A 20,168-nucleotide genomic window follows, 5' to 3' on the forward strand; every position below is an offset into this window, starting at 1 on the left:
TCAATTTATTTGAAGGGGAATCTTACCGGTTCTATAATCTGCGTGCCCCTCATGCTCAATAAAAAATTCAATTAGTGTTTTCCCTTTAATCTTTCCATCAATATGAAATTCAAATTCTCCTTCTTCCCCGGGATGCTGCCAAAACTTTGCAATAGTTTCATTATCAATTTTGCCGTTGAATTTTAAATGCTCACTTTCCGGGGGACTGACTATTTTTTCTTCATCATTATAGAACTTGACAGTAAAATGATCGCTGATTTTACCCGATTCGGCATGAAGTGTATCGGTAGTTACTCCTCGTAAAATCTTAACTACTTGTTTACCTGAGGCATCATAAATTAACATTCCAATTGCTTCAAAATGATCTTCTTCTGGAGCAAGGGGATTATCATCTTTTTGACATCCATTAAACTGCAATACTACTAATGATATAATAAATACTGCTAAAAATTTATTTCTACGTTTAAACATAACTAGCTCCTTTAATAAAAAGATTGAGTAATGGTTGAGGAAAATAGAGTAATGAAAGATGGAATTTGTTATGCTGAGGGGGGAGCTCTTAATGATTTTGAAAAACCAATATATTGAAGTGTAATTTCGGATTCTTTTTCCTGATACTTTTTAATAAAGTAGTCTGATTCCAGTACAATTAAATCATTACTAGTATTAATATAATTAGTGCTGGAAAAACTGTACAATCGGCATACATTACCATCTACGAAGGGGTCATGGTTTTCAGATCTGGAACCGATAGATTCTAAATTTTTACTAAAAGTGGCTGTCTCATGAGTATGTAATACGGTTCCAAAGTTTATAAATAAATATAAACCGAGCAGAAGAAGTGGGCTATATGTTTTTCTAAAAATGCTCATTTGTCTCTAAAACTTACGTTACAAATAAAACCAAATTTTAAGTGGATATCAAATCTTAGATTGATTTTGGAGTAATCATCCCTTAATTTGAATCTGCAAAAGGGCAAAATCAATTAGGGAGCACTAATGAGTAACAACAAACCTTCAGGAGAAGTTTATTTTCCTTCAAAAGAAATTGTAGATAATTCTCACATAAAAAATTGGGATGAATTAAATAATAGAGCGTCAGCAAATAATCTAGAATTTTGGGAAGAACAGGCTAAGGAACTGCATTGGTTTACTCCCTGGGAAAAAATTTTGGATGATAGCAATAAACCATTTTATAAATGGTTTACCGGCGCAAAAACTAATATAGCGTATAACTGTTTAGATGTTCACGTTAAAACCCATAGAAAAAATAAGTTAGCTTTAATTTGGGAGGGAGAAAATGGGGAGAGCAGAACATTTTCTTATTATGCATTACATAGAGAGACTTGCAAGTTCGCGAATATTCTTAAAAGTCTTGGCGTTAAAAAAGGGGATCGGGTTACAATATATATGGGAAGAACCCCCGAAATAATGATTGCCATGTTAGCATGCGCTAGAATTGGTGCAATTCATTCGGTTGTTTACGGCGGATTTTCTGTTGAATCATTAAGTGAAAGAATAGAAGATAGTAATTCAAAAGTATTGATTGTTTCTGATGGAGCATATCAAAGAGGAAAAATTGTACCCTTAAAACAAATTGCAGATGAGGCTTTGCAAAGATGCGGTACAGTTGAACATGTTCTTGTAATTAAAAGAACAGGGCAGGAAATAACTATGGAATTCGGTCGTGATATGTGGTATCACGAATTGATGAACCTACCAATTGCTACTAAAGAGTGCGCTTTAGAACAAATGGATTCGGAAGACCCGCTTTTCATTCTCTACACTTCCGGAACAACCGGAAAACCAAAAGCGATTCTTCATACTCATGGCGGTTATATGGTTGGTACATACACAACTTTAAAATATGTTTTTGATATTAAGGAGGAGGATAGATATTGGTGTGCGGCCGATCCAGGTTGGATAACAGGTCATAGTTATATTGTTTATGCACCGCTGCTAAATGGAGCTACTTCATTTATGTATGAAGGCGCGCCTAATTTCCCATATCCCAATCGTTGGTGGCAAATGATTGAGAAGTATGGAATCACAATCATCTACACAGCTCCTACAGCTATTCGGGGACTGATGCGTTTTGGAGAATCATGGGTGAATAGACATGATTTATCTTCTTTAAGATTACTCGGCTCTGTAGGGGAACCTATTAATCCTGAAGCCTGGAAATGGTACCATCGTGTTGTGGGAAGAGATAGATGCCCAATTATGGATACCTGGTGGCAAACTGAGACAGGAATGTTTATGATAACACCAATGCCCTGCGTTCCATTAAAACCGGGAAGCGGCACGCGTCCATTCCCGGGAATAGAAATGGATATTTTAAATGAAGAGGGGAAATCGGTAAAAAATAATGATGAGGGATTTTTAGTCATTAAAACTCCCTGGCCAGCAATGATAAGAACAATTTGGAATGATGATGAGCGGTTTGTGAATCAATATTGGAGTAAATACCCGGGTGTATATTTAACAGGAGATAGCGCACGTAGAGATGATGATGGCTATATCTGGGTAATAGGGAGAGTCGATGATGTTATTAAAGTATCGGGTTATAGATTGGGTACCGCTGAGATTGAGAGTGCACTTGTAAGTCATGCCGCAGTCGCCGAAGCTGCTGCGATTGGTTTGCCGCATGAGGTTAAAGGTAATGCTATTCATGCTTATGTGATTTTGAAAAAGGGATTTGAAATGAGCACAACTTTGATTGAAGAACTGCGGCAGCATGTTTCTCATGAAGTTGGACCAATTGCAAAACCTGAGCATATTGAAATTGTTGAACAGCTTCCCAAAACAAGATCAGGTAAAATTATGAGGCGTGTTTTAAAAGCGCGCGCTATGGGAGTTGATCCCGGAAATCTTTCTACACTAGAGGAGTAAAAAAATATCATAGTTTTTTTTGTGTAATAACTTATTTTAGTGGTCAAAATTAAAGATAACTTATCGGTGATATTTTGACCACTTCATTTTTACTGCAAATGCAAAATTCCCTAACACGAATTTTCCTGATATTCTTTTTATGCTCAACTGTTTTAGCCCAGCAAAATGGAACGTTGAGAGGATTAGTAACAGATTCCACTTCCTCAGAAGCACTAGCCTTTGGTAATGCTTTTATAAAAGAATTGAATATTGGCGCATCGACCGATACACGCGGATATTTTTTAATTCCTGCAGTTCCGGCAAATCGAAATCTTACATTAATTGTATCTTATATTGGATACAATACAAAACAGATTTCAATAAGATTACAGCCTGGAAAAGTTACTCAGTATGATATTAAGCTTGTTCAGTCATCTGTTCAGCTTCAAACCATTGAAATGATTGGTGAAAAAGTAATAGAGCCGAACGAAACTAAAATAAGTATAGAACGGCTTTCTGCAAAACAACTTGAGCAAGCTCCAAAAGGTGTTGAAACAGACGTGTTTAGAACAATTAAATATTTACCTGGTGTGCAGTCAACCGGTGATGTTTCAGCGAGGTATTATGTTAGAGGGGGAGCAAGTAATCAAAATTTAATTTTGATTGATGGAATCCCAATTTACAATCCCTTTCACGCATTAGGAATGTTTGGCGTTATCGATCCCGACATGGTCAATAATATTGAATTTTACAAAGGTGGTTTTTCATCGGAATTTGGCGGAAGATTATCGTCGGTAATGAAAATTATTTCAAAAGATGGAAACAAGAATAGATTCAGCGGAAAGGCAACTGCAAGTTTTTTGACCGGTAAATTATTGTTAGAAGGTCCAATTCCCAGCGGCTCATTCATACTAACCGGAAGAAAAAGTTATTCTAATCAAATCCTAAAAAAATTCTTGAATGAACAAAGTGTGCCAATTGATTTTAGTGATTTCTCATTCAAAGTTAATTATGCAAACCCCGATTTTATTGAAGGCAGTAAGTTTACTTTAAATGGATTTTCGAGTAATGATAATATTCTTCACTCCGATCCCCGAATCGAAGATTACAATTGGTCGAATAATGTCCTCGGTTTTAAATGGTTCCAGGTTGGTGATAGTCCTTTATTTTATGAATTGGGAGTTTCAGTTAGCCGTTTTGAGGGAAAGATTGACCCAAAGTTAAGTAATGCCAGAGAGACTGAGAATAAGGTTAATGATGTTGGTTTGCAGATGGATTTCACTTATATGTTTGAAAATAAAGATGAAATAGGAATTGGTTTTCACGTTAGACAAATTCAAACCGATTTATTTATTGAGAACGCGAGAAGTATTAAAAGCAACCTTGGTGCATCCGGTGCTAATATTACTTTATATGCTAAATATAAATTAATGCAGTTCGATTTTGTAGGACTGGATATTGGAACACGCCTCAATCTTACTAATCTTTCCAAAAACGCTAATACTTCTTTTGTTGAACCTAGAATGAATCTAAATATTAGATTATTCGATTGGCTCGCTTTGAAAGGAGCCGTTGGGGTTTATCAACAAGAATTAACTACTCTAACAGACGAAAATGAAGTAATAAATATTTTTGAACCTTGGATTATTTCCCCCGATTATTTGACCCCGGCAAAGGCAATTCATTATATAGGTGGTTTAGAATTTACACCTGTAAGTAATTTTCAGTTTACAGTTGAGGGATATTACAAAGATTTGAAAAATCTTCCCTTCTTGAATGAAAAAAAAATAAGCTATTCCGATTTTGATTTTATTTCGGGAACAGGTGAATCTTATGGCTTAGAATTATTTACTCAAATAAATCCAAATCCAATCAATTTTACTGCTTCTTATACTTATGCGCTGGCTTATAAAGTTATTGATGAAAAAAGATACTATCCAAGATATGATGTTAGGCATACTCTAAATCTTGCTCTTGAGTTTAATTTAGGCGCCGGATGGACTACAAATGTAGTTTGGGTATATAACAGCGGATTGCCTTACACAAAACTTCTTGGTTTTTATGATAAACATTATTTCGATAATATTTTTGCTCCATGGGATGAATATGATCCTCGGAGACCTTTCTCAATTCTAGGTACACAAAATTTGGGAAGATTGCCCGATTACCACAGACTTGATTTCACTATCTCAAAACGATTTGTTATTGATCCATTAGCTCTCAACTTCGATTTTAGCATTATTAATATTTATGACCGAAAAAATATTTTTTATTTCAGAAGAGATACTGGTGAGCGGGTAAACATGCTGCCTATTCTTCCAACCGCTACTTTAAAGGTTGAATTATGAAAAAACTTATTCAATTATTTTTGACCCTAACAATATTATTTACTCTTTCGTGCGATGATTCACTAAATCCATACGGTGAGTTAAAAGAAAGATTTGTCCTAAATTGTATTATTAGGGCTGATACCACATTTCAAACAGCTACACTGTCAAAAAGTTATCAGCCGATTGGGATTAACCCTTATGATTATAATGATGATAACGCGATTACAAACGCTAAAATAAGAATTTGGAATAAAGATAAAGTTACATTGTTGAGAGATTCTAGTGTAACCCGGCCAGATGGTGACCAGTATAGCAAGCCCTATCGAGTTTATTACAGCAACAATTTTTCACCTGAGCCAGCATCTTTATTGGAAATTGAGGCAATTTTACCCGATGGCAGAAAACTTACATCAAGCGCCAATGTACCCGCTTCGGTTACAATGTCTAAACTTAATAGTGACGATATAATTGATGGGAAAAAGAGTTTTCTAAAATTTGTTTGGCAGTCGGGGCAGAGAGATCCTGTATTCATTCCAAAATTAATTATTCACTACTTTCGTGATGATCCCGATGGAAGGAAAAAGGGAACTGCTATTGTTCCTCTTAATTATCAAAAATTTGGAAATGAGTATATACCAAATTATCCTAAACCATCCAATGATTATGCCTACTCGGTTGACGCGGAAACTTTAAATAAAGCGATGGAATTAATTTCCGGGAATGATAATAATAAAGCACGTTATATAATATTGAGCTGTATCCTTGAGGTTATTTCACTAGATCCCGATTTAAGTTCATTTTACAATGCCTCATCTCGTGAACGTGATGTATATTCTGTAAAATTAGATGAAACCGATTTCACTAATATTAAGGGCGGATACGGTGTCTTTGGAGTATATACAAGTGCCAAATGGGTTGCGAGGTTTAAACACGCATATATTCGTTCATTCGGTTATACACCGGGATTATCTGATCCAATTTAAGAGAATTATGAAAAGAAAAATTTTATATCCAATTATTGCAATACTTTTTACCTTCACAATTTCTTGTGAGAAAGAAGTTTATACCGGTGTTGAACCGGAAGTTAAAATTGATAAATCGGTAATAGTAATAGAGAGCCAACCGCCCGATTTCCAAATATATTTAAATGGAAGGAATATGGGGGTCAAAACTCCGGATAGTTTAACCAACCTGGCTGCCGGAACTCATAAAATAACTTTGAAAAGAAATCTACTAAAGGATTCAGTTTTTACGATTACAATTGCTGACGATGAAAGAATAAAATTGAGTATCGACTATTTCAAGAATCCCGGAAATTATGGCAAGATTAATTGCTACTCAAGTCCTTCAAACGCTGAACTATTTCTAGACAATGTGAAACAGCAGCAGAAAACTCCTTTATTGTTAACCGGTATGTTTCCCGGAACTTATAAAATTATGATGAGATATCCCCAACATCGTGATGATAGTATATTTGTTCCAGTAAGGGGTGGTGAACTCGCTAGTGCATTTATTGCTCTTGATGATACTTCAAAATGGGTTATTTATAATGCCAAAAATTCAAAACTTGTTACTGATTTCTTTTCCACAATTGCTGTTGATAATAATGGGATTAAATGGATTGGGACAACGGAAAATGGGATAGTCCGTTCAGACGGTAAAAGTTTTGAATTGATAAATACAAATAATAGCGGATTGATAAATAATGTGATTAATGCGTTAGCGGTGGATTCTCAGAATAAATTATGGATTGGTACATCAAACGGTTTAATGGTATATGACGGTTCTATTTGGATTAATTACAACTCTGATATTCCGAGTACAGGAGTAACAGCCATCCATAAAGATATTAAGAACAATATGTGGATTGGTACTTTGGGCGGACTTGTAAAATTTGATGGCACGTCATGGAAAACTTTTACAACATCCAATTCCGGTCTTGCTTCAAATATTGTAACTTGTTTAGAGTCTGATCAAAATGGAAAAATTTGGATTGGATCTTCATTCGCCGGGATTTCAAGTTTTGATGGAACTCAGTGGAAAGCTTATAACATGAATAACATGGGCTTGAATATTAATGTCGGGAATGGAATTAAAAGTCTGATGGTGGATAAAGATGGAAAAGTTTGGGCCGGGCATGTTGAGGATTTGAAAAATGGTGATGTGGGTGGGTTGACTCAATTTGATGGAAATAAATGGTCCGTGGTTAACCTTAGAGGATATCTCACTAATCAAATAAACTCAATGAAAGTTGATAAAAATAACATCAAATGGATTTGCGGTAAAAATGGGATTGCTCTGTTTGATCAACTTAACAATATTGTCGTAATGAATAATATCTATACTCGATTACCTGTGAATTATGTTACATCTGTAACAATAGACCTTAGCGATAATTTATGGATTACTACTTTCGGTGGCGGGTTCGTTAAAGTAAAAAAAGGGAATTACGGATTAAATTGAAAATTTACAATGATGATCTAGAATGCTTTAATTTCAGTCAGAGTGAAATTTGACACGTTGTAATTTCGGGGTTTTTAGAAACTTCTAATACTGGCTTTTATAATCCAATAATATTATGAATTGGAAATAATGTACTACTCGAATTCTTACTTTTGCATTCGATCCATTCACATATATGAAGAACTTCATAAAAATATTTTTGGGTTCGTTATTAATAATTTCCCTCTATTCTTGTGAGAAGGACGTCTTTATTGAATATGAGGAAGAAGTTGTTATTGATAGAGGGAGAGGATTTATTGACAGCAATCCTCAAGGTGCCTCTATTTTTCTTGGTGGGAAAAATACAGGATATTTAACACCCTCAACTTTGTATTGGGTTAAGGAGGGTGCTCAGAGTATAACCTTGAAGAAAGAAAAATATATAGATACTACTTTCACTGTTTACTTTAGTGAAATTTATCCCCCTAAGATTTATATCGATTTTTTATTGAATTCAAAAAATTATGGTAAAATTTATTGCACCTCTCCTCCAATAAGTGCAGAAGTAATTCTGGATGATTCATTAACAAATAAAAAAACTCCTGCACTTTTATCTCAACTTACCCCAGGAATTCATAAAGTTAAATTGAAATATGCTGGACACAGAGATGATAGTACAAATGTATTAGTCCAGAGCAGTCAAATTTCTAACGTAAATCTAACTTTAGAAGATACCACTAAATGGGTGAGTTATTTGACTACTAATTCTGATATTAGCAGTAATTATTTGAAAAATATTACCGCTGGTAAAAAGGGAGAAATATGGATTGGTTCCAGCATTTCACTTCAGATGTTTGATGGTAAAAAATGGAATACCTATACTCCCTCAAATTCAATACTCAAAAGTGGTGTTATAAATGTTTTGAAAATGGATGAGCAAGATAGATTATGGATAGGTACCGAACTTGGTTTATATACTTATAAAGATAATAGTTTTATAGATTATTCTAATTTATTACCGGCTGAAGGTGTTACAGCAATAAAAATAAATAAAGATGTTATATGGATAGGAACCAGAAAAGGATTGCTTAAAATATCTAGTTCTGGGAATCAAATATTTACTACTAATAATTCCGGTCTCAAAGATGATTATATAACCGCCATTGAAGTGGATGATTTGGGAAAAATTTGGATTGGAGGTTTATTTAATGGCATCTCAATTTATGATGGAACGAACTGGGAATATTTTAACAGTTCCAACATTACAGTTAGATATTTGCCTAATTATGTTCAAACAATATTTAAAACTTTTGGTGGGAAGATGCTTGTTGCTCTTACCGATGCGGAGCGTAATACAGGATATCTTTTGAGATATGATGAGGGGAAGTGGATCGATTTAAGACCATACGTGCAAAGTAGAGTGTATGAGATATCGAGTAACGGGAATGAAATTATTTTTGCTACTCAAGGCGGGTTATTTATTTATAAAAATGATTACTACTATAAATATCAATTTGGAAATACTAAAGTGAATTTAATCAAATCTCTCTCCACCACCTTTGATACTGAAGGAAATATTTGGGTCGGCACTTTTGATAATGGAATTGCGAAATTTAAAAAGGGAAACTTTTGATGAAGTTAGAACTAAGAGTTCAGAACGAAGAAACTGGTACAGATATTTTACATCCTTGATTATTGTATCTTCTCCTCATTTTTGAATTTTTCAACTTTGGATACATACCGCCAAAACTTAAATAGTGTGTAACCAACTGTAATAGTAAAAGCAAAAACTATAATTAGACTAATACTTAATAGAATAATCTCAAATCCCAATGTGATATTATATTGAAGAATCAATGTTCTAACTATATAATAATCTACAATAAGCCAGCAAAATACAATCAGAGCTAATATCGCCGAGATGGTAATATTATTTTTTATTCTTTTTGTGAATCCATCAATATTATTTTGATGCATACCAATCCTCGCAATTAATTTCTAATTCCTCTCATCCTGAGTAGATTAGCCCAGTACTTTATAAATTGAATCCAGGACGGTACCATCGACCCATTTGACAATTGCAACAACACTTTTCTTATCAAGAATTGGTTTCATTGGTACCCCGCCACAAATTTCATAAACTTCTTGTTGTATCTCCTTTAAAGTTCTAATAGGAAGCGAGGAATTATTAACGGCAGAGATTAAATCTTTTCTTCTTGGATTAATAGCGATTCCTCTTTCTGTAATCACTACATCGATCAGTTCTCCCGGTCCGCATAAAGTTGTAACATTATCTACAATAACAGGTATGCGGTCACGAAAAGAGGGAATAGCAAGAATTGTACATTTTGAGAATAAACAATTTTGCCAGCCGCCAATTCCATGCAGCAAATAACCATCTGAATGAGTTACCACATTAGCGTTAAAATTTAGATCAACCTCGGTGGCTCCCAATATTGCCGCATCAATTATTGAAGCGAAATTACCTTTACCATGATAATTATAACTCGTAAATGGTGAAGTCATTACATGATTGGGATTATCCCTCATTGATCGAACTCCATCGAGATCAAATGTCTGTCCATCAAGAATATAATTTGTTAATCCTTCTTCTAACAATTCCACTAAATATTTACTTGATCCTCCACGAACAAAACTTGCTTTTACATTTTTCGCCTTCATTTTTTCTTTAATGAAGGGAATGAAAGCCAACGAAGTACCGCCGGCTCCGGCTTGAAAAGAAAAGCCATCTTTTATTATCCCGACCGCTTCCATAAACTCGGCAATATATTCGGCAATTAAAATTCTGTCGGGACTTTTAGTAATCTCGGTAGTTCCACTCACAATTTTTGAGGAATCTCCGAGTGAATCAACTTGAACAACATAATCAACATTATTCCCCTGTATTTGCCACGGTACACAAGGAAAGGGAACAAGATTATCGGTAACAACAATTACTTTATCTGCATATTCTGAATCGGCTAACGCGAATCCTAAGCCACCACAAGCCGATTTACCATTCACACCATTTGCATTTCCAAAATGGTCGGAACTCGGCGCGGCAATCACAGCTATATCAATATGAACATCGCCATCCTGTATTGCTTGATATCTACCGCCATGAGAACGAAGCACACCCACACCTTTCATTTTACCCAAGCTCGTAAATTTCCCGAGAGGTCCATTCATACTTCCTTCGATGTGATGAATTGTACCATCCTCTAAATATTTTATTAAATGGGAATGGCAGGGGAAAGAGGCACTCGGGAACCACCTGATATTTTTAATCCCCATTCCTTTTATAATATCAAACAACAAGTTGGTAACTATATCTCCGTTCCGTAAATGATGATGTGTAGAGATTGTCATCCCATCCTTTATGCCAGCTTTAATTAAAGCATCCTTTAGCGATTTAACTAATTTATTACCACCGGGATCGAAATTTGTGCATGAACTGATTTTGGCAGAAGCTGTTTTCCCTTTAGGAATATAATTACCAACTCCTTTAAATGGTGTAAGCTTTTGTCCATTTACTTGTAACGGTACTAACCTGTTCGCGGTATTTTTAATAAATTTCATATAACTCTACCATTTTATTTTTCTTGACGAATACAATACTGATAGTCGTCACTAAAGAATTTCGTGAATCTTAAATTACTTCTTATTACTCAATTCCAGGATGCGCAATGCTCTTTTTACAACGGGTGCGTCAATCATTTTATTTCCAAGCGCTACAACACCAAGTCCTTGTTTATTCGCTGTCTCAAAAGCATCTACTATTTTTAGTGCTTTTTCAATTTCACTTTGGGTGGATGCAAAAACTTCATGCACAACATTGATTTGCCGGGGATGAATACATCCCTTACCCTCAAAACCAATTGATTTTGCCTGCAATGTATTTAAGCGCAAGGCGTCAAGATTTTCAAAATCTGAAAAAACAGAATCGATTGCCTGCACACCAGCGGCTTTGGCCGCGTTTATGACCTGGCATCTTGCGAACAAACTTTCGATTCCCTCATTCGTTCTTTCAACACCGATATCGGCTGTGTAATCTTCGAGACCGATTGTTAGAGCGCAAATATTATGTGACGCGGATGCAATCTCATAAGCATTTATAATTCCAAGCGCGCTTTCAATAATCGGCATTAAATAGATAGGGTATTTAATTTTATAAGCATCTCTAATTTTCTGAATTTCTTCATCAACAATTTTTACTGTTTCGGCTGATTCAACTTTTGGAATTAGTATAACATTAACATGGTGCGGCACCACAAATCGCAAATCAATCAAACCCATTGGCAATTGATTAATACGTACCATTCGTTCCGCTTTATAGAAGTTTACTGACCGAAGAGCGTTACGCACTAAATACCTTGCGTTTTCTTTTTCGGAAGGGTGAACACTATCTTCCAAATCGAGTATCATCCCATCGGGTTTATGAAGTCCGGCATTCGGATAAAACTTTGGCTCGTTTCCCGGTAAATATAAACGGCTTCTCCTTAATCTATCCTTAGTGGTAGATTGTTTATTTGATTTGCTAAAAGGAAGCAGAAATTCTCGCGTATCTTGACTCATCAATTTTTTATACGCGGATTCAAATCTGGCCGCAATAGTGAAGGGAAGCGCTCCATAATCTTCAATAAATATTTCAGCATTCTCAATTCCAAAATGATCACACATCTCCAGTAAAAGATCATTTATCGTTTCGCCATACATAACATTTACTTTGCTAATTATCGATGATTTTAGTCCGCCTCTTTTTTTTAATTCCATCTGAATAAAACAATCTGAACGGACTTTATCACCCCGTTTACCTGCGCTGGCAATTTTAGAAATACTATTCATTTTTTTTCTCATTACTATTAATGCAACTTAATATTATCTGGTACTATTATTCAATTGTGTCTAATATAACTTGAACAATAAAGAATAGAATTATGATCTTCATGACTTTATAAAACCAGCTTGCTCATAAAACTTTTTGTGTCAAACTTCTCACAATTAAATACCATTTCTTTAACTTCTCTTTGTTTTTCCGGATGCAATAAATCGCCAGAAAGAGAATTAAATTTATCTTCGAGATCAATCATACTCATTGGTTCGCGGGGATTTCCTTTGGGGTATTCCAAATACTCTGTGAATTCCTTTCCGTCAACTGTTTTAATTACAACTTTCGAGGGTTGTTTCTGAGGAAACATCTTTTCAAATTCGATAGAAGCTTCCCCTTTAATCTTTTGAATTACCTCGCGTATTTTTGGGTCATTAATTTTTTCTTGATCAAATGAATTGGTTGTGACCTTTCGATCTACTATAGCGGCGGCAATACAGTAGGGAAGAGAATGATCGGCAGTTTCTCGCGATTCCGGCTTATATTTTTGTGAGTCAAAAAGTATGTCGCATGCACGGGCAATTGTTGTAACTGTTACAGAATCTATCTGATCATATTTTATATCATTATTTATTATCGTTTTTAATGTAGCTGAAATATGGGTGTGAGTGAGGGCTTCAGTCGGAAATGCTTTCATGCTACAATCAAGAATTTTCCAATCTTTCCCCAAGTTTCCAATTAACGCTTCTAAATCCCAGCTCCACTCGGTTTCTGATTCACGCCCTTTAAAAACAATAGGAGAAATTTCTTCTTTTTTAGAATCCCACCCTCCGAAGCAATCCATAAAACCTTCTTTACCTTCAAAAACTTTTTCTGTACCAGTAAATCCTTTTAGTGCCATTAAAGCGGCCATTACTCCGCTTTGAACAGCCATAGGGTCAACTGTATTTTTCATCATTGTTAATTTCCCGGCGGTAGGGCAGCCGATTGTATGATTATGCGAACCGCTGATTCCAATTGCATTAACCATCTGGTCAACATTTAATCCTAATAACTTGCCAGCCACAATTGGTGATACAAATTGTGTTAAAGTTGCATGATGCCATTTACGTTCTCTAATTCCAGGTTTGGCAAATTCGCATAACCTTTGTTCGAATTCATATGCAAGAACTATTGATGTAATTACTTCTTTCATCGATAAATTTTTTAATTCTCCTATGGCAAGCGGGGCAGGTATAATATCTGATGGATGCGAAGGATCATCTTTCCAATATATATCATTGAAATCGAGTGAACGAATCATTTGTGAATTAACGAATGCCGCATTCACAGCCGGAATTCTATCACCGAATGCTATTACTGTTGCCTCTTCTTTACCCCCTAAATCATTATAAATATCACGAATAATATTTACATCCTTTGTTTTATAAGCACCAAACGCGCAGCCTATCGAATCATATAAAAATCTTTTTGCTGCATTGATTACATTTTCAGGCAGATCTTCATATTTCAAATTAATTGCAAATTCTGAAATAATCCTTGAAATGGATTTCTCCATAATTCTATTCCTTATTATTGTTAGTAAAATAAGATTGAATAGAATTAATTCTAAATATTTTGCCAGTTGGTTTCGAAAATTTTGGGGAAGTTGAGAAATGGGAAGTAGTTTTTTGATATGTATGTTTTATTTATTGGCATTATAAATTTATTAGATTAGTATCAAATGAAAAATATTTGATAAAAATTAAGAAAGCAAGAAAAAGAATCTATTATAATCATAACTATACTAAAAACTTATTCTTAGTTCTTCACTCTAGGTTCTTCTTCACCCATTCTTCCAACCCACCATTCACGATTAATTCTTGAGCGGCCACTCCAACGGGATCAAAAGTATATATTTTATCATTTACCAAAATTTTAGAGTTTTGAAAATTGATTTCGGCGATGTAAGAAGTTTTTACTGTTAACTTTTTCGAACCAAACTCATTTTTAAGATCATTAACTAAACCCGGACATTCTATTATTAGAAATCCATTGTTGAGCGCGTTACGCTTATAAGTTTCATTAAACGAGCCGGCAATTACCAAAGAAATACCTTTATACTTTAAAGCGGTAGCCGCCTGTTCGCGTGAACTTCCGGTTCCAAAATTATAACCACCAACAAGAATATCACCTTTATTTACGATATTCGAAAATTCCGGATCATAATTCTCCATCACTACTTCTGCTTGCTGCTCGGGAGTCATATCATCGTTGTATGTGTATTTACCGGGATAGATTCCATCTGTATTAAGATTATCTTGATTGCAAAAAATCAGCTCCCCCGAAATTATTGAGTGGAATCCATCGATAATTTTTACCGCTACCTGGTTGTTTACCGGTTTTTGATTTGTTATTAAATCCCATTTAATTTTTAAATTATGATTTAGAGAATCATAAGTAATAAAACCTGCTAAAGCAGATGATGCTACTACAGCCGGAGAAGCAAGATAAGCTTGTGCATTTGGGGAACCCATTCTCCCTTTAAAATTTCTATTCGTGGCTGAAATTCCCACTTCGCCATCTTCCAATAATCCGGTTCCCAGACCAATACAGGGTCCACATCCGGGGGGAAGAGGAATTCCGCCCGCATCGATTATAGCTTTCCAATCACCTCTCTTTTCAGCTTCAGCTTGAATTTCGCTCGAAGCCGCGGCAATATAGAAACTAACTCCCTCAGCAATTTTGTTGCCTCGTAAAATTTTTGCGGCTTCGGAAATGTCATCCACTCGAGAATTAACACATGAAACGAGATATGCTTTATTAATTTTTATTTTCTTCTTCGCGGCTTCCGTAACCGGGGACATCACTTTTACTGTATTCGGTCCAGAGATATGCGGCTCAATAGTCGCTAAATCCAATACAATCTTTTTAGTATAAAATGCATCAGGGTCTGCAGTAAAAGAATTTTTATGTTTTATTAAATGCTCAATTCTATTTTTATTCATTCGGGGATGAATACCGTTTCCATCAATATCTGAAGCTACTCCTTCTAAACCCCTTTCTGCTACAAATTTTGATCTAGCGTTAAGCCAATTAATTGTAACTTCATCGATAGGGAATACACCGGCAAGCGCTCCCCATTCTGTAGTCATGTTGGCTATGGATAATCTCTCATCAATACTTAAATATTTGATCCCATCACCGGTAAATTCAATTGCGTGATTCAATACTTCATCTTTATTAAATAATCCGCAAAGCACAATAATTACATCTTTTCCTGTAACTCCTAAATTTAATTCACCGGTCAGCTCAACCGAAGCAATTGGAGGTACCTGCCACCATGTTCTACCTGTGGCCCATATTGCGGCTGCGTCGGTACGGACGATCGGAGTTCCCAAACATCCAATTCCACCATACATATTTGAATGACTATCTGAAGCCACTACCATAGTTGCCGGCCATGCGTAACCTTCCTCAATCATAATTTGATGACCAATTCCTCTCCCGGCGGGATAGAAATCGGCACCCATTGTTTTTGCGAAATCTTCAATCTTCTTGTATTTCGCTAAATTTTTTACATCTTTATTCTGTATATCATGATCCAGAGTGTTTACTACCTGTCGTGGGTCGGCAAGTTTAATAGCGCCTATACTTGTAAATTTTGGAATTACTGCACCTGTATTGTCATGAGTCATAATATAAGCTGGACGAATAGAAATGTAATCACCGGATTTGACGATATAATCGTTGGGTAATCCGACGGCAAATTTTTGGGCAATTTTTTCAATAAATGTTTGGGGCATTTTTATCTCCGGGAATTTCTAGCGAGAAGTAAGAGGTAAGAAGCTAGAAGTTTTCAAATTTTGTTATCAATTTTCTTCATTAATGATGTAATCATTGCAAATACGCTATTCATGAGTTGATCGATTTCCTTAATATCCTCTTTATCACAATAATTTAATTTTATTGAAATCTCAATTTGAGTATCAATTTCTACAAGTGATGACCTTGCAATTTCTAAAAATCTAAATTTTTCATTCGTAGATATTCTGGACAAACCTTCTGCTATATTTGAAGTTACAGAAACTGATGCTCGTTTCAATTGACTACTTAAACCAAACAGTTCTTCTTTTGGGAACATTTTAGTTAAAGAATATATTTTAACAACCATCTCTAAACTGAATTTCCATACATCTAATTTTTTATGACTCAGATTAAGCATCCCCTCTTGCCTCTTGCCTTTAACCTTTCACGCTTTGAATGGCTCAAACGAAACAAAATCGGCATGATGAACAATTATAGATTCGACAGTTCTTTTACCTAGATCCCCTTCTTTAGAATGTGTAGCTATTATATGTTGGATTTCATATGGTAAATCGAATCTTGCCGCAATAGCCTGACCGCTGAAAGGGTGCCTTACCAATTCACCGGCTTTACTTGTTACAATTTTTCCATCCACTTTATCATATTCAATTAATTTACCCACATCTATTAAAATAGCGCCGGCAATTAAGTAATCCATATTTATTTTAATCTCATCGCCAAAATTATTTTTCATGATATTCGCCATCTCAACAGCTAATTGAACGCAAGTTCTTTTATGATTCATAAATGAAACTTTACAATTTTTAATGAGAAGAGAGAAGGGGATTGTGTCTAAATCATCAACCGAAAGAACTGAATTCTCAATTGCGTATATCCAGCAGTTTAAAACTTTTTCACGAATTATCGGATCAGAAATCAATTCTATTTCTGGCCAAATATTCTTCACTTGCTCTGAAATCATACTATACCTTTAATTATTTTATTTCAGTTCATTTTTATTACTTGAGCTTAATACTTGATAAGCTTGATAAATTAGTACTATAGCAAGAATGAAAAGTAAAATTGAAATTACAACTAACACAAAATTCTGCTTCAAGATATTACCATAAGTTAAAGTTGCTAATGCGGTTAATGTAACTAAAAACATAAATATCATCGGTATGAGAGTGAATAAATAATTTAAGCCAAGTTTAGCCACCCATACAGTTAATGCCAATAATGCAATTGCCGCGAGTAGTTGATTTGCGCTTCCGAATACCGGCCAAATTGCCATAGATTGACCGCTAAGTGTTAATACCGCTCCAAATAGAACAGTTATTGCTGTTGCAACATATCGATTTGATGATAAAATATTTTTATTTGCTTTATCCTCACTCTCAAAAAATTCCTGGAAGGAATATCTTGCTAGCCGTGTGGCAGTATCAAGTGAAGTAAGTGCAAAAGCTGAGACAGCCAATGCCGCAAAACTTGTCCCAACTTCTACCGAAATGTTTAAATAAGGAATATTGTGCATAAAATTAGCAACACCGGTAGCAAATGCAGTAACCGGACCTTTTGTTGTGAGTAGTTCGAGGAAATGCTCTTGATCTAAAGAAGCAACTGAAAGCAGGGAAAGCACAGCGAGTAATCCTTCTATAAGCATACCTCCATAGCCAATAATCCTTGCGTCACTCTCTTTATTAAGTTGTTTTGCCGTTGTACCACTTCCAACAATTGAGTGAAAGCCGCTTATAGCTCCGCAAGCTACAGTTACAAATAATACAGGGAATAAATACCCTAATTTTTCAATGTGAAAATTTGTAAAAGATGCAAGATGTACTTCAGGCATTGTAAAGAATAGCCCTACAATACCGCCAAGCATTATTGCGTATAAAAAATAGGAATTCAAATAATCACGGGGTTGAAGCAGAATCCACACCGGAGTGACCGACGCGACAAAAATATATGCGAGCAAAATCCAGATCCATAATTCCTTACTTAATGAAAATGGAAATAAATGCCCGGCGTAAATAGCTAAAAAGAGAAGCGCAACGCCGATAATTGAAGAAATCCATAATGAAATTTTTAAGCGGTAGACTGTCAATCCGAATCCAACCGCCAGAATGATAAATAATAATGATGAAGTCCCCGCGCTAGGTATAGCGTAAAATGTATCTGAAACTATAACCGTGAAGACAGCAATTACTAAAATGAGAGTTGCCCAGGTAAAAATTAAAAATAATTTTTTCCCACTAAGTCCAATATAGTTTTCTATAATCTGACCTATAGATTTCCCACGGTGACGTATTGATGCAACAATTGATAAGTAATCGTGAACCCCGCCAATAAATATTGATCCTACTAAAACCCACAAATAAACAGGAATCCACCCGAAACTTGCAGCGATAATGGGTCCAACAATAGGACCAGCTCCTGCTATAGAAGCAAAATGGTGCCCTAACAAAACTGGGGATTTTGCCGGAACATAATCAACTCCATCATTCATTTTATGTGACGGTGTTTCATTCTCATCATCAATTTTCAATTTGGTTGAGATGAACATCCCATAATACTTGTATGCAGTAATAAAAAGCATTAGCGCAAAAACAGCTAAAGCAACTCCACTCATTCTATACCTATCGAGTTAATTAGGAAAAATATAAACGACTAATTCAATCTAGCAATTATTGCATCGGTCATTTGCTGAGTAGTGCATGCACCTTTCTCGAAAACATCAGCGCCTCCTCGCAATTTCATCATATCGTAACTTCTAATTTTTCCCTCCTCAATTACCGAGGTAATTGCTTTTCTAATTTTAAGCGCAATTTCGTATTCTCCAATATGCTCAAGCATCATTACTGCACTCATAAACATTGCGATTGGGTTAACAATTGAAGGATTTAATTTTTCATATTTTGGAGCGCTGCCATGTGTCGGTTCAAATACAGCATATTCATCTCCAAGATTTGCACTGCACGCAAATCCCAATCCTCCAATCAATCCGGCAAATCCATCACTAATAATATCTCCGAACATATTCTCGGCAACAATCACTCCATAATCTTCTGGATTTTTAGTAAGCCACATCATTTGTGCATCAATATTCGTATCCCACAATGAAATATGTGGATATTCTTTAGCGATTTGTTTTGCAATTTTAAACATCATACCGGAAGTTTCTCTCAACACATTTGGTTTCTCGCATAAAGTTAGATTTTTATAGCCAAATTTATTTGCATACTCAAAAGCGGCACGAATTATTCTCTCACTTGCTTTTTTAGTGACGATTCTAGTAGAAATTGCCATCTCTTCACTTGGAACATTAGCGAATGATTTCATTTTTGAATGTGTTTCAAAAGCATCACGAACATTTTTAGGAGGATTCGTCCATTCTACACCCGCATACAATCCTTCAGTATTCTGCCTAAAAATTACAGCATTTACTTCCGGTTCCTCAATTAAATTACCGCCTCCTTTTCTAATAAAATTGAGTGGATTGCCTTTAAATGAAATGCAAGGACGAATACATATGTCGAGATTAAATATTTGTCGTAAACTAACAATAGGTGAAAAATAAACAAATCCTTTTCCTCTTAATTCGGGCTCAAGTTCTTGATCAGCGGCATCTTTAGGTTTTGATGTAATTGCTCCAAATAATGCAATCTTATGCTCCGAAATTAAATCGACAGTTCTTTGCGGCAGCGCGTTACCTTCTTTGCACCAAAAGTCCCAGCCAATATCGCCATAAATGTAATTAGCCTTAAAGCCAGCGGCATCAAGTAATCTTATTGATTCCGGCAATACTACTTTTCCAATACCGTCACCCGGTAATGCAACTATAGTTCTCATTTGTCATCCTTATTATTAGAAAGTTGTATGTGAAACTTAGAGGTTCAAACTTAAATTGGCAAC

16 protein-coding genes are annotated in these 20,168 nt (G+C 35.3%); 5 read left to right on the forward strand and 11 right to left on the reverse strand.

What is annotated here, in order from left to right:
* Both KF816_07595 and KF816_07600 read right to left on the reverse strand, forming a co-directional pair.
* Positions 1-471, reverse strand: a complete 471-nt coding sequence (locus KF816_07595) for a hypothetical protein (GenBank protein MBX3007876.1) — start codon at positions 469-471, stop codon at positions 1-3.
* A 68-nt stretch (positions 472-539) separates the two neighbouring features.
* Complete coding sequence (locus KF816_07600) at positions 540-872, reverse strand: hypothetical protein (GenBank protein ID MBX3007877.1); 333 nt, start codon at positions 870-872, stop codon at positions 540-542.
* A 126-nt stretch (positions 873-998) separates the two neighbouring features.
* Between KF816_07600 and acs the strand changes: the two genes are divergently transcribed.
* From acs to KF816_07625, 5 genes are all read left to right on the forward strand, one after another.
* Positions 999-2,891 carry an acetate--CoA ligase gene (acs, locus tag KF816_07605; protein ID MBX3007878.1) on the forward strand — a complete coding sequence of 631 codons (1,893 nt, stop codon included), beginning with the start codon at positions 999-1,001 and terminating at the stop codon, positions 2,889-2,891.
* Between the two features lie 98 nt (positions 2,892-2,989).
* Positions 2,990-5,218 (forward strand): TonB-dependent receptor, encoded by a 2,229-nt coding sequence (locus KF816_07610; GenBank protein MBX3007879.1) that lies wholly within the window; start codon positions 2,990-2,992, stop codon positions 5,216-5,218.
* Positions 5,215-6,183 carry a DUF4249 family protein gene (locus KF816_07615; GenBank protein ID MBX3007880.1) on the forward strand — a complete coding sequence of 323 codons (969 nt, stop codon included), beginning with the start codon at positions 5,215-5,217 and terminating at the stop codon, positions 6,181-6,183. The genes KF816_07610 and KF816_07615 overlap by 4 nt, the downstream gene beginning before the upstream one ends.
* A gap of 7 nt (positions 6,184-6,190) precedes the next feature.
* Positions 6,191-7,663, forward strand: coding sequence for a PEGA domain-containing protein (locus KF816_07620; protein ID MBX3007881.1), 1,473 nt, complete (start codon positions 6,191-6,193; stop codon positions 7,661-7,663).
* 175 nt (positions 7,664-7,838) lie between these two features.
* Positions 7,839-9,275, forward strand: a complete 1,437-nt coding sequence (locus KF816_07625; protein MBX3007882.1) for a PEGA domain-containing protein — start codon at positions 7,839-7,841, stop codon at positions 9,273-9,275.
* A gap of 59 nt (positions 9,276-9,334) precedes the next feature.
* On the opposite strand, the gene KF816_07630 is transcribed toward KF816_07625, so the two are convergent.
* The 9 genes from KF816_07630 to KF816_07670 all read right to left on the reverse strand — a co-directional run bounded on the left by KF816_07630 (position 9,335) and on the right by KF816_07670 (position 20,105).
* Positions 9,335-9,619: a hypothetical protein gene (locus tag KF816_07630; GenBank protein ID MBX3007883.1), complete on the reverse strand. Its 285-nt coding sequence runs from the start codon at positions 9,617-9,619 to the stop codon at positions 9,335-9,337.
* Between the two features lie 45 nt (positions 9,620-9,664).
* Entirely contained in the window at positions 9,665-11,221 is a 1,557-nt protein-coding gene (citF, locus tag KF816_07635) for a citrate lyase subunit alpha (protein ID MBX3007884.1), read from the reverse strand.
* Positions 11,222-11,296: 75 nt separating this feature from the next.
* Positions 11,297-12,499, reverse strand: a complete 1,203-nt coding sequence (locus KF816_07640; protein ID MBX3007885.1) for an HpcH/HpaI aldolase/citrate lyase family protein — start codon at positions 12,497-12,499, stop codon at positions 11,297-11,299.
* Positions 12,500-12,594: 95 nt separating this feature from the next.
* Positions 12,595-14,028 carry an MmgE/PrpD family protein gene (locus tag KF816_07645; protein ID MBX3007886.1) on the reverse strand — a complete coding sequence of 478 codons (1,434 nt, stop codon included), beginning with the start codon at positions 14,026-14,028 and terminating at the stop codon, positions 12,595-12,597.
* A gap of 250 nt (positions 14,029-14,278) precedes the next feature.
* Positions 14,279-16,255, reverse strand: coding sequence for a homoaconitase (gene lysF, locus KF816_07650; protein MBX3007887.1), 1,977 nt, complete (start codon positions 16,253-16,255; stop codon positions 14,279-14,281).
* 53 nt (positions 16,256-16,308) lie between these two features.
* Entirely contained in the window at positions 16,309-16,674 is a 366-nt protein-coding gene (locus tag KF816_07655; GenBank protein MBX3007888.1) for a four helix bundle protein, read from the reverse strand.
* A 27-nt stretch (positions 16,675-16,701) separates the two neighbouring features.
* Complete coding sequence (locus KF816_07660; GenBank protein ID MBX3007889.1) at positions 16,702-17,238, reverse strand: HD domain-containing protein; 537 nt, start codon at positions 17,236-17,238, stop codon at positions 16,702-16,704.
* Positions 17,239-17,256: 18 nt separating this feature from the next.
* Entirely contained in the window at positions 17,257-18,885 is a 1,629-nt protein-coding gene (locus KF816_07665; protein MBX3007890.1) for a carbon starvation protein A, read from the reverse strand.
* 38 nt (positions 18,886-18,923) lie between these two features.
* Positions 18,924-20,105, reverse strand: coding sequence for an isocitrate/isopropylmalate dehydrogenase family protein (locus KF816_07670; protein ID MBX3007891.1), 1,182 nt, complete (start codon positions 20,103-20,105; stop codon positions 18,924-18,926).
* Between the last annotated feature and the right edge of the window lie 63 nt (positions 20,106-20,168).

It is taken from the genome of Melioribacteraceae bacterium (assembly GCA_019638015.1).
Classification (GTDB): domain Bacteria; phylum Bacteroidota; class Ignavibacteria; order Ignavibacteriales; family Melioribacteraceae; genus JAHBUP01.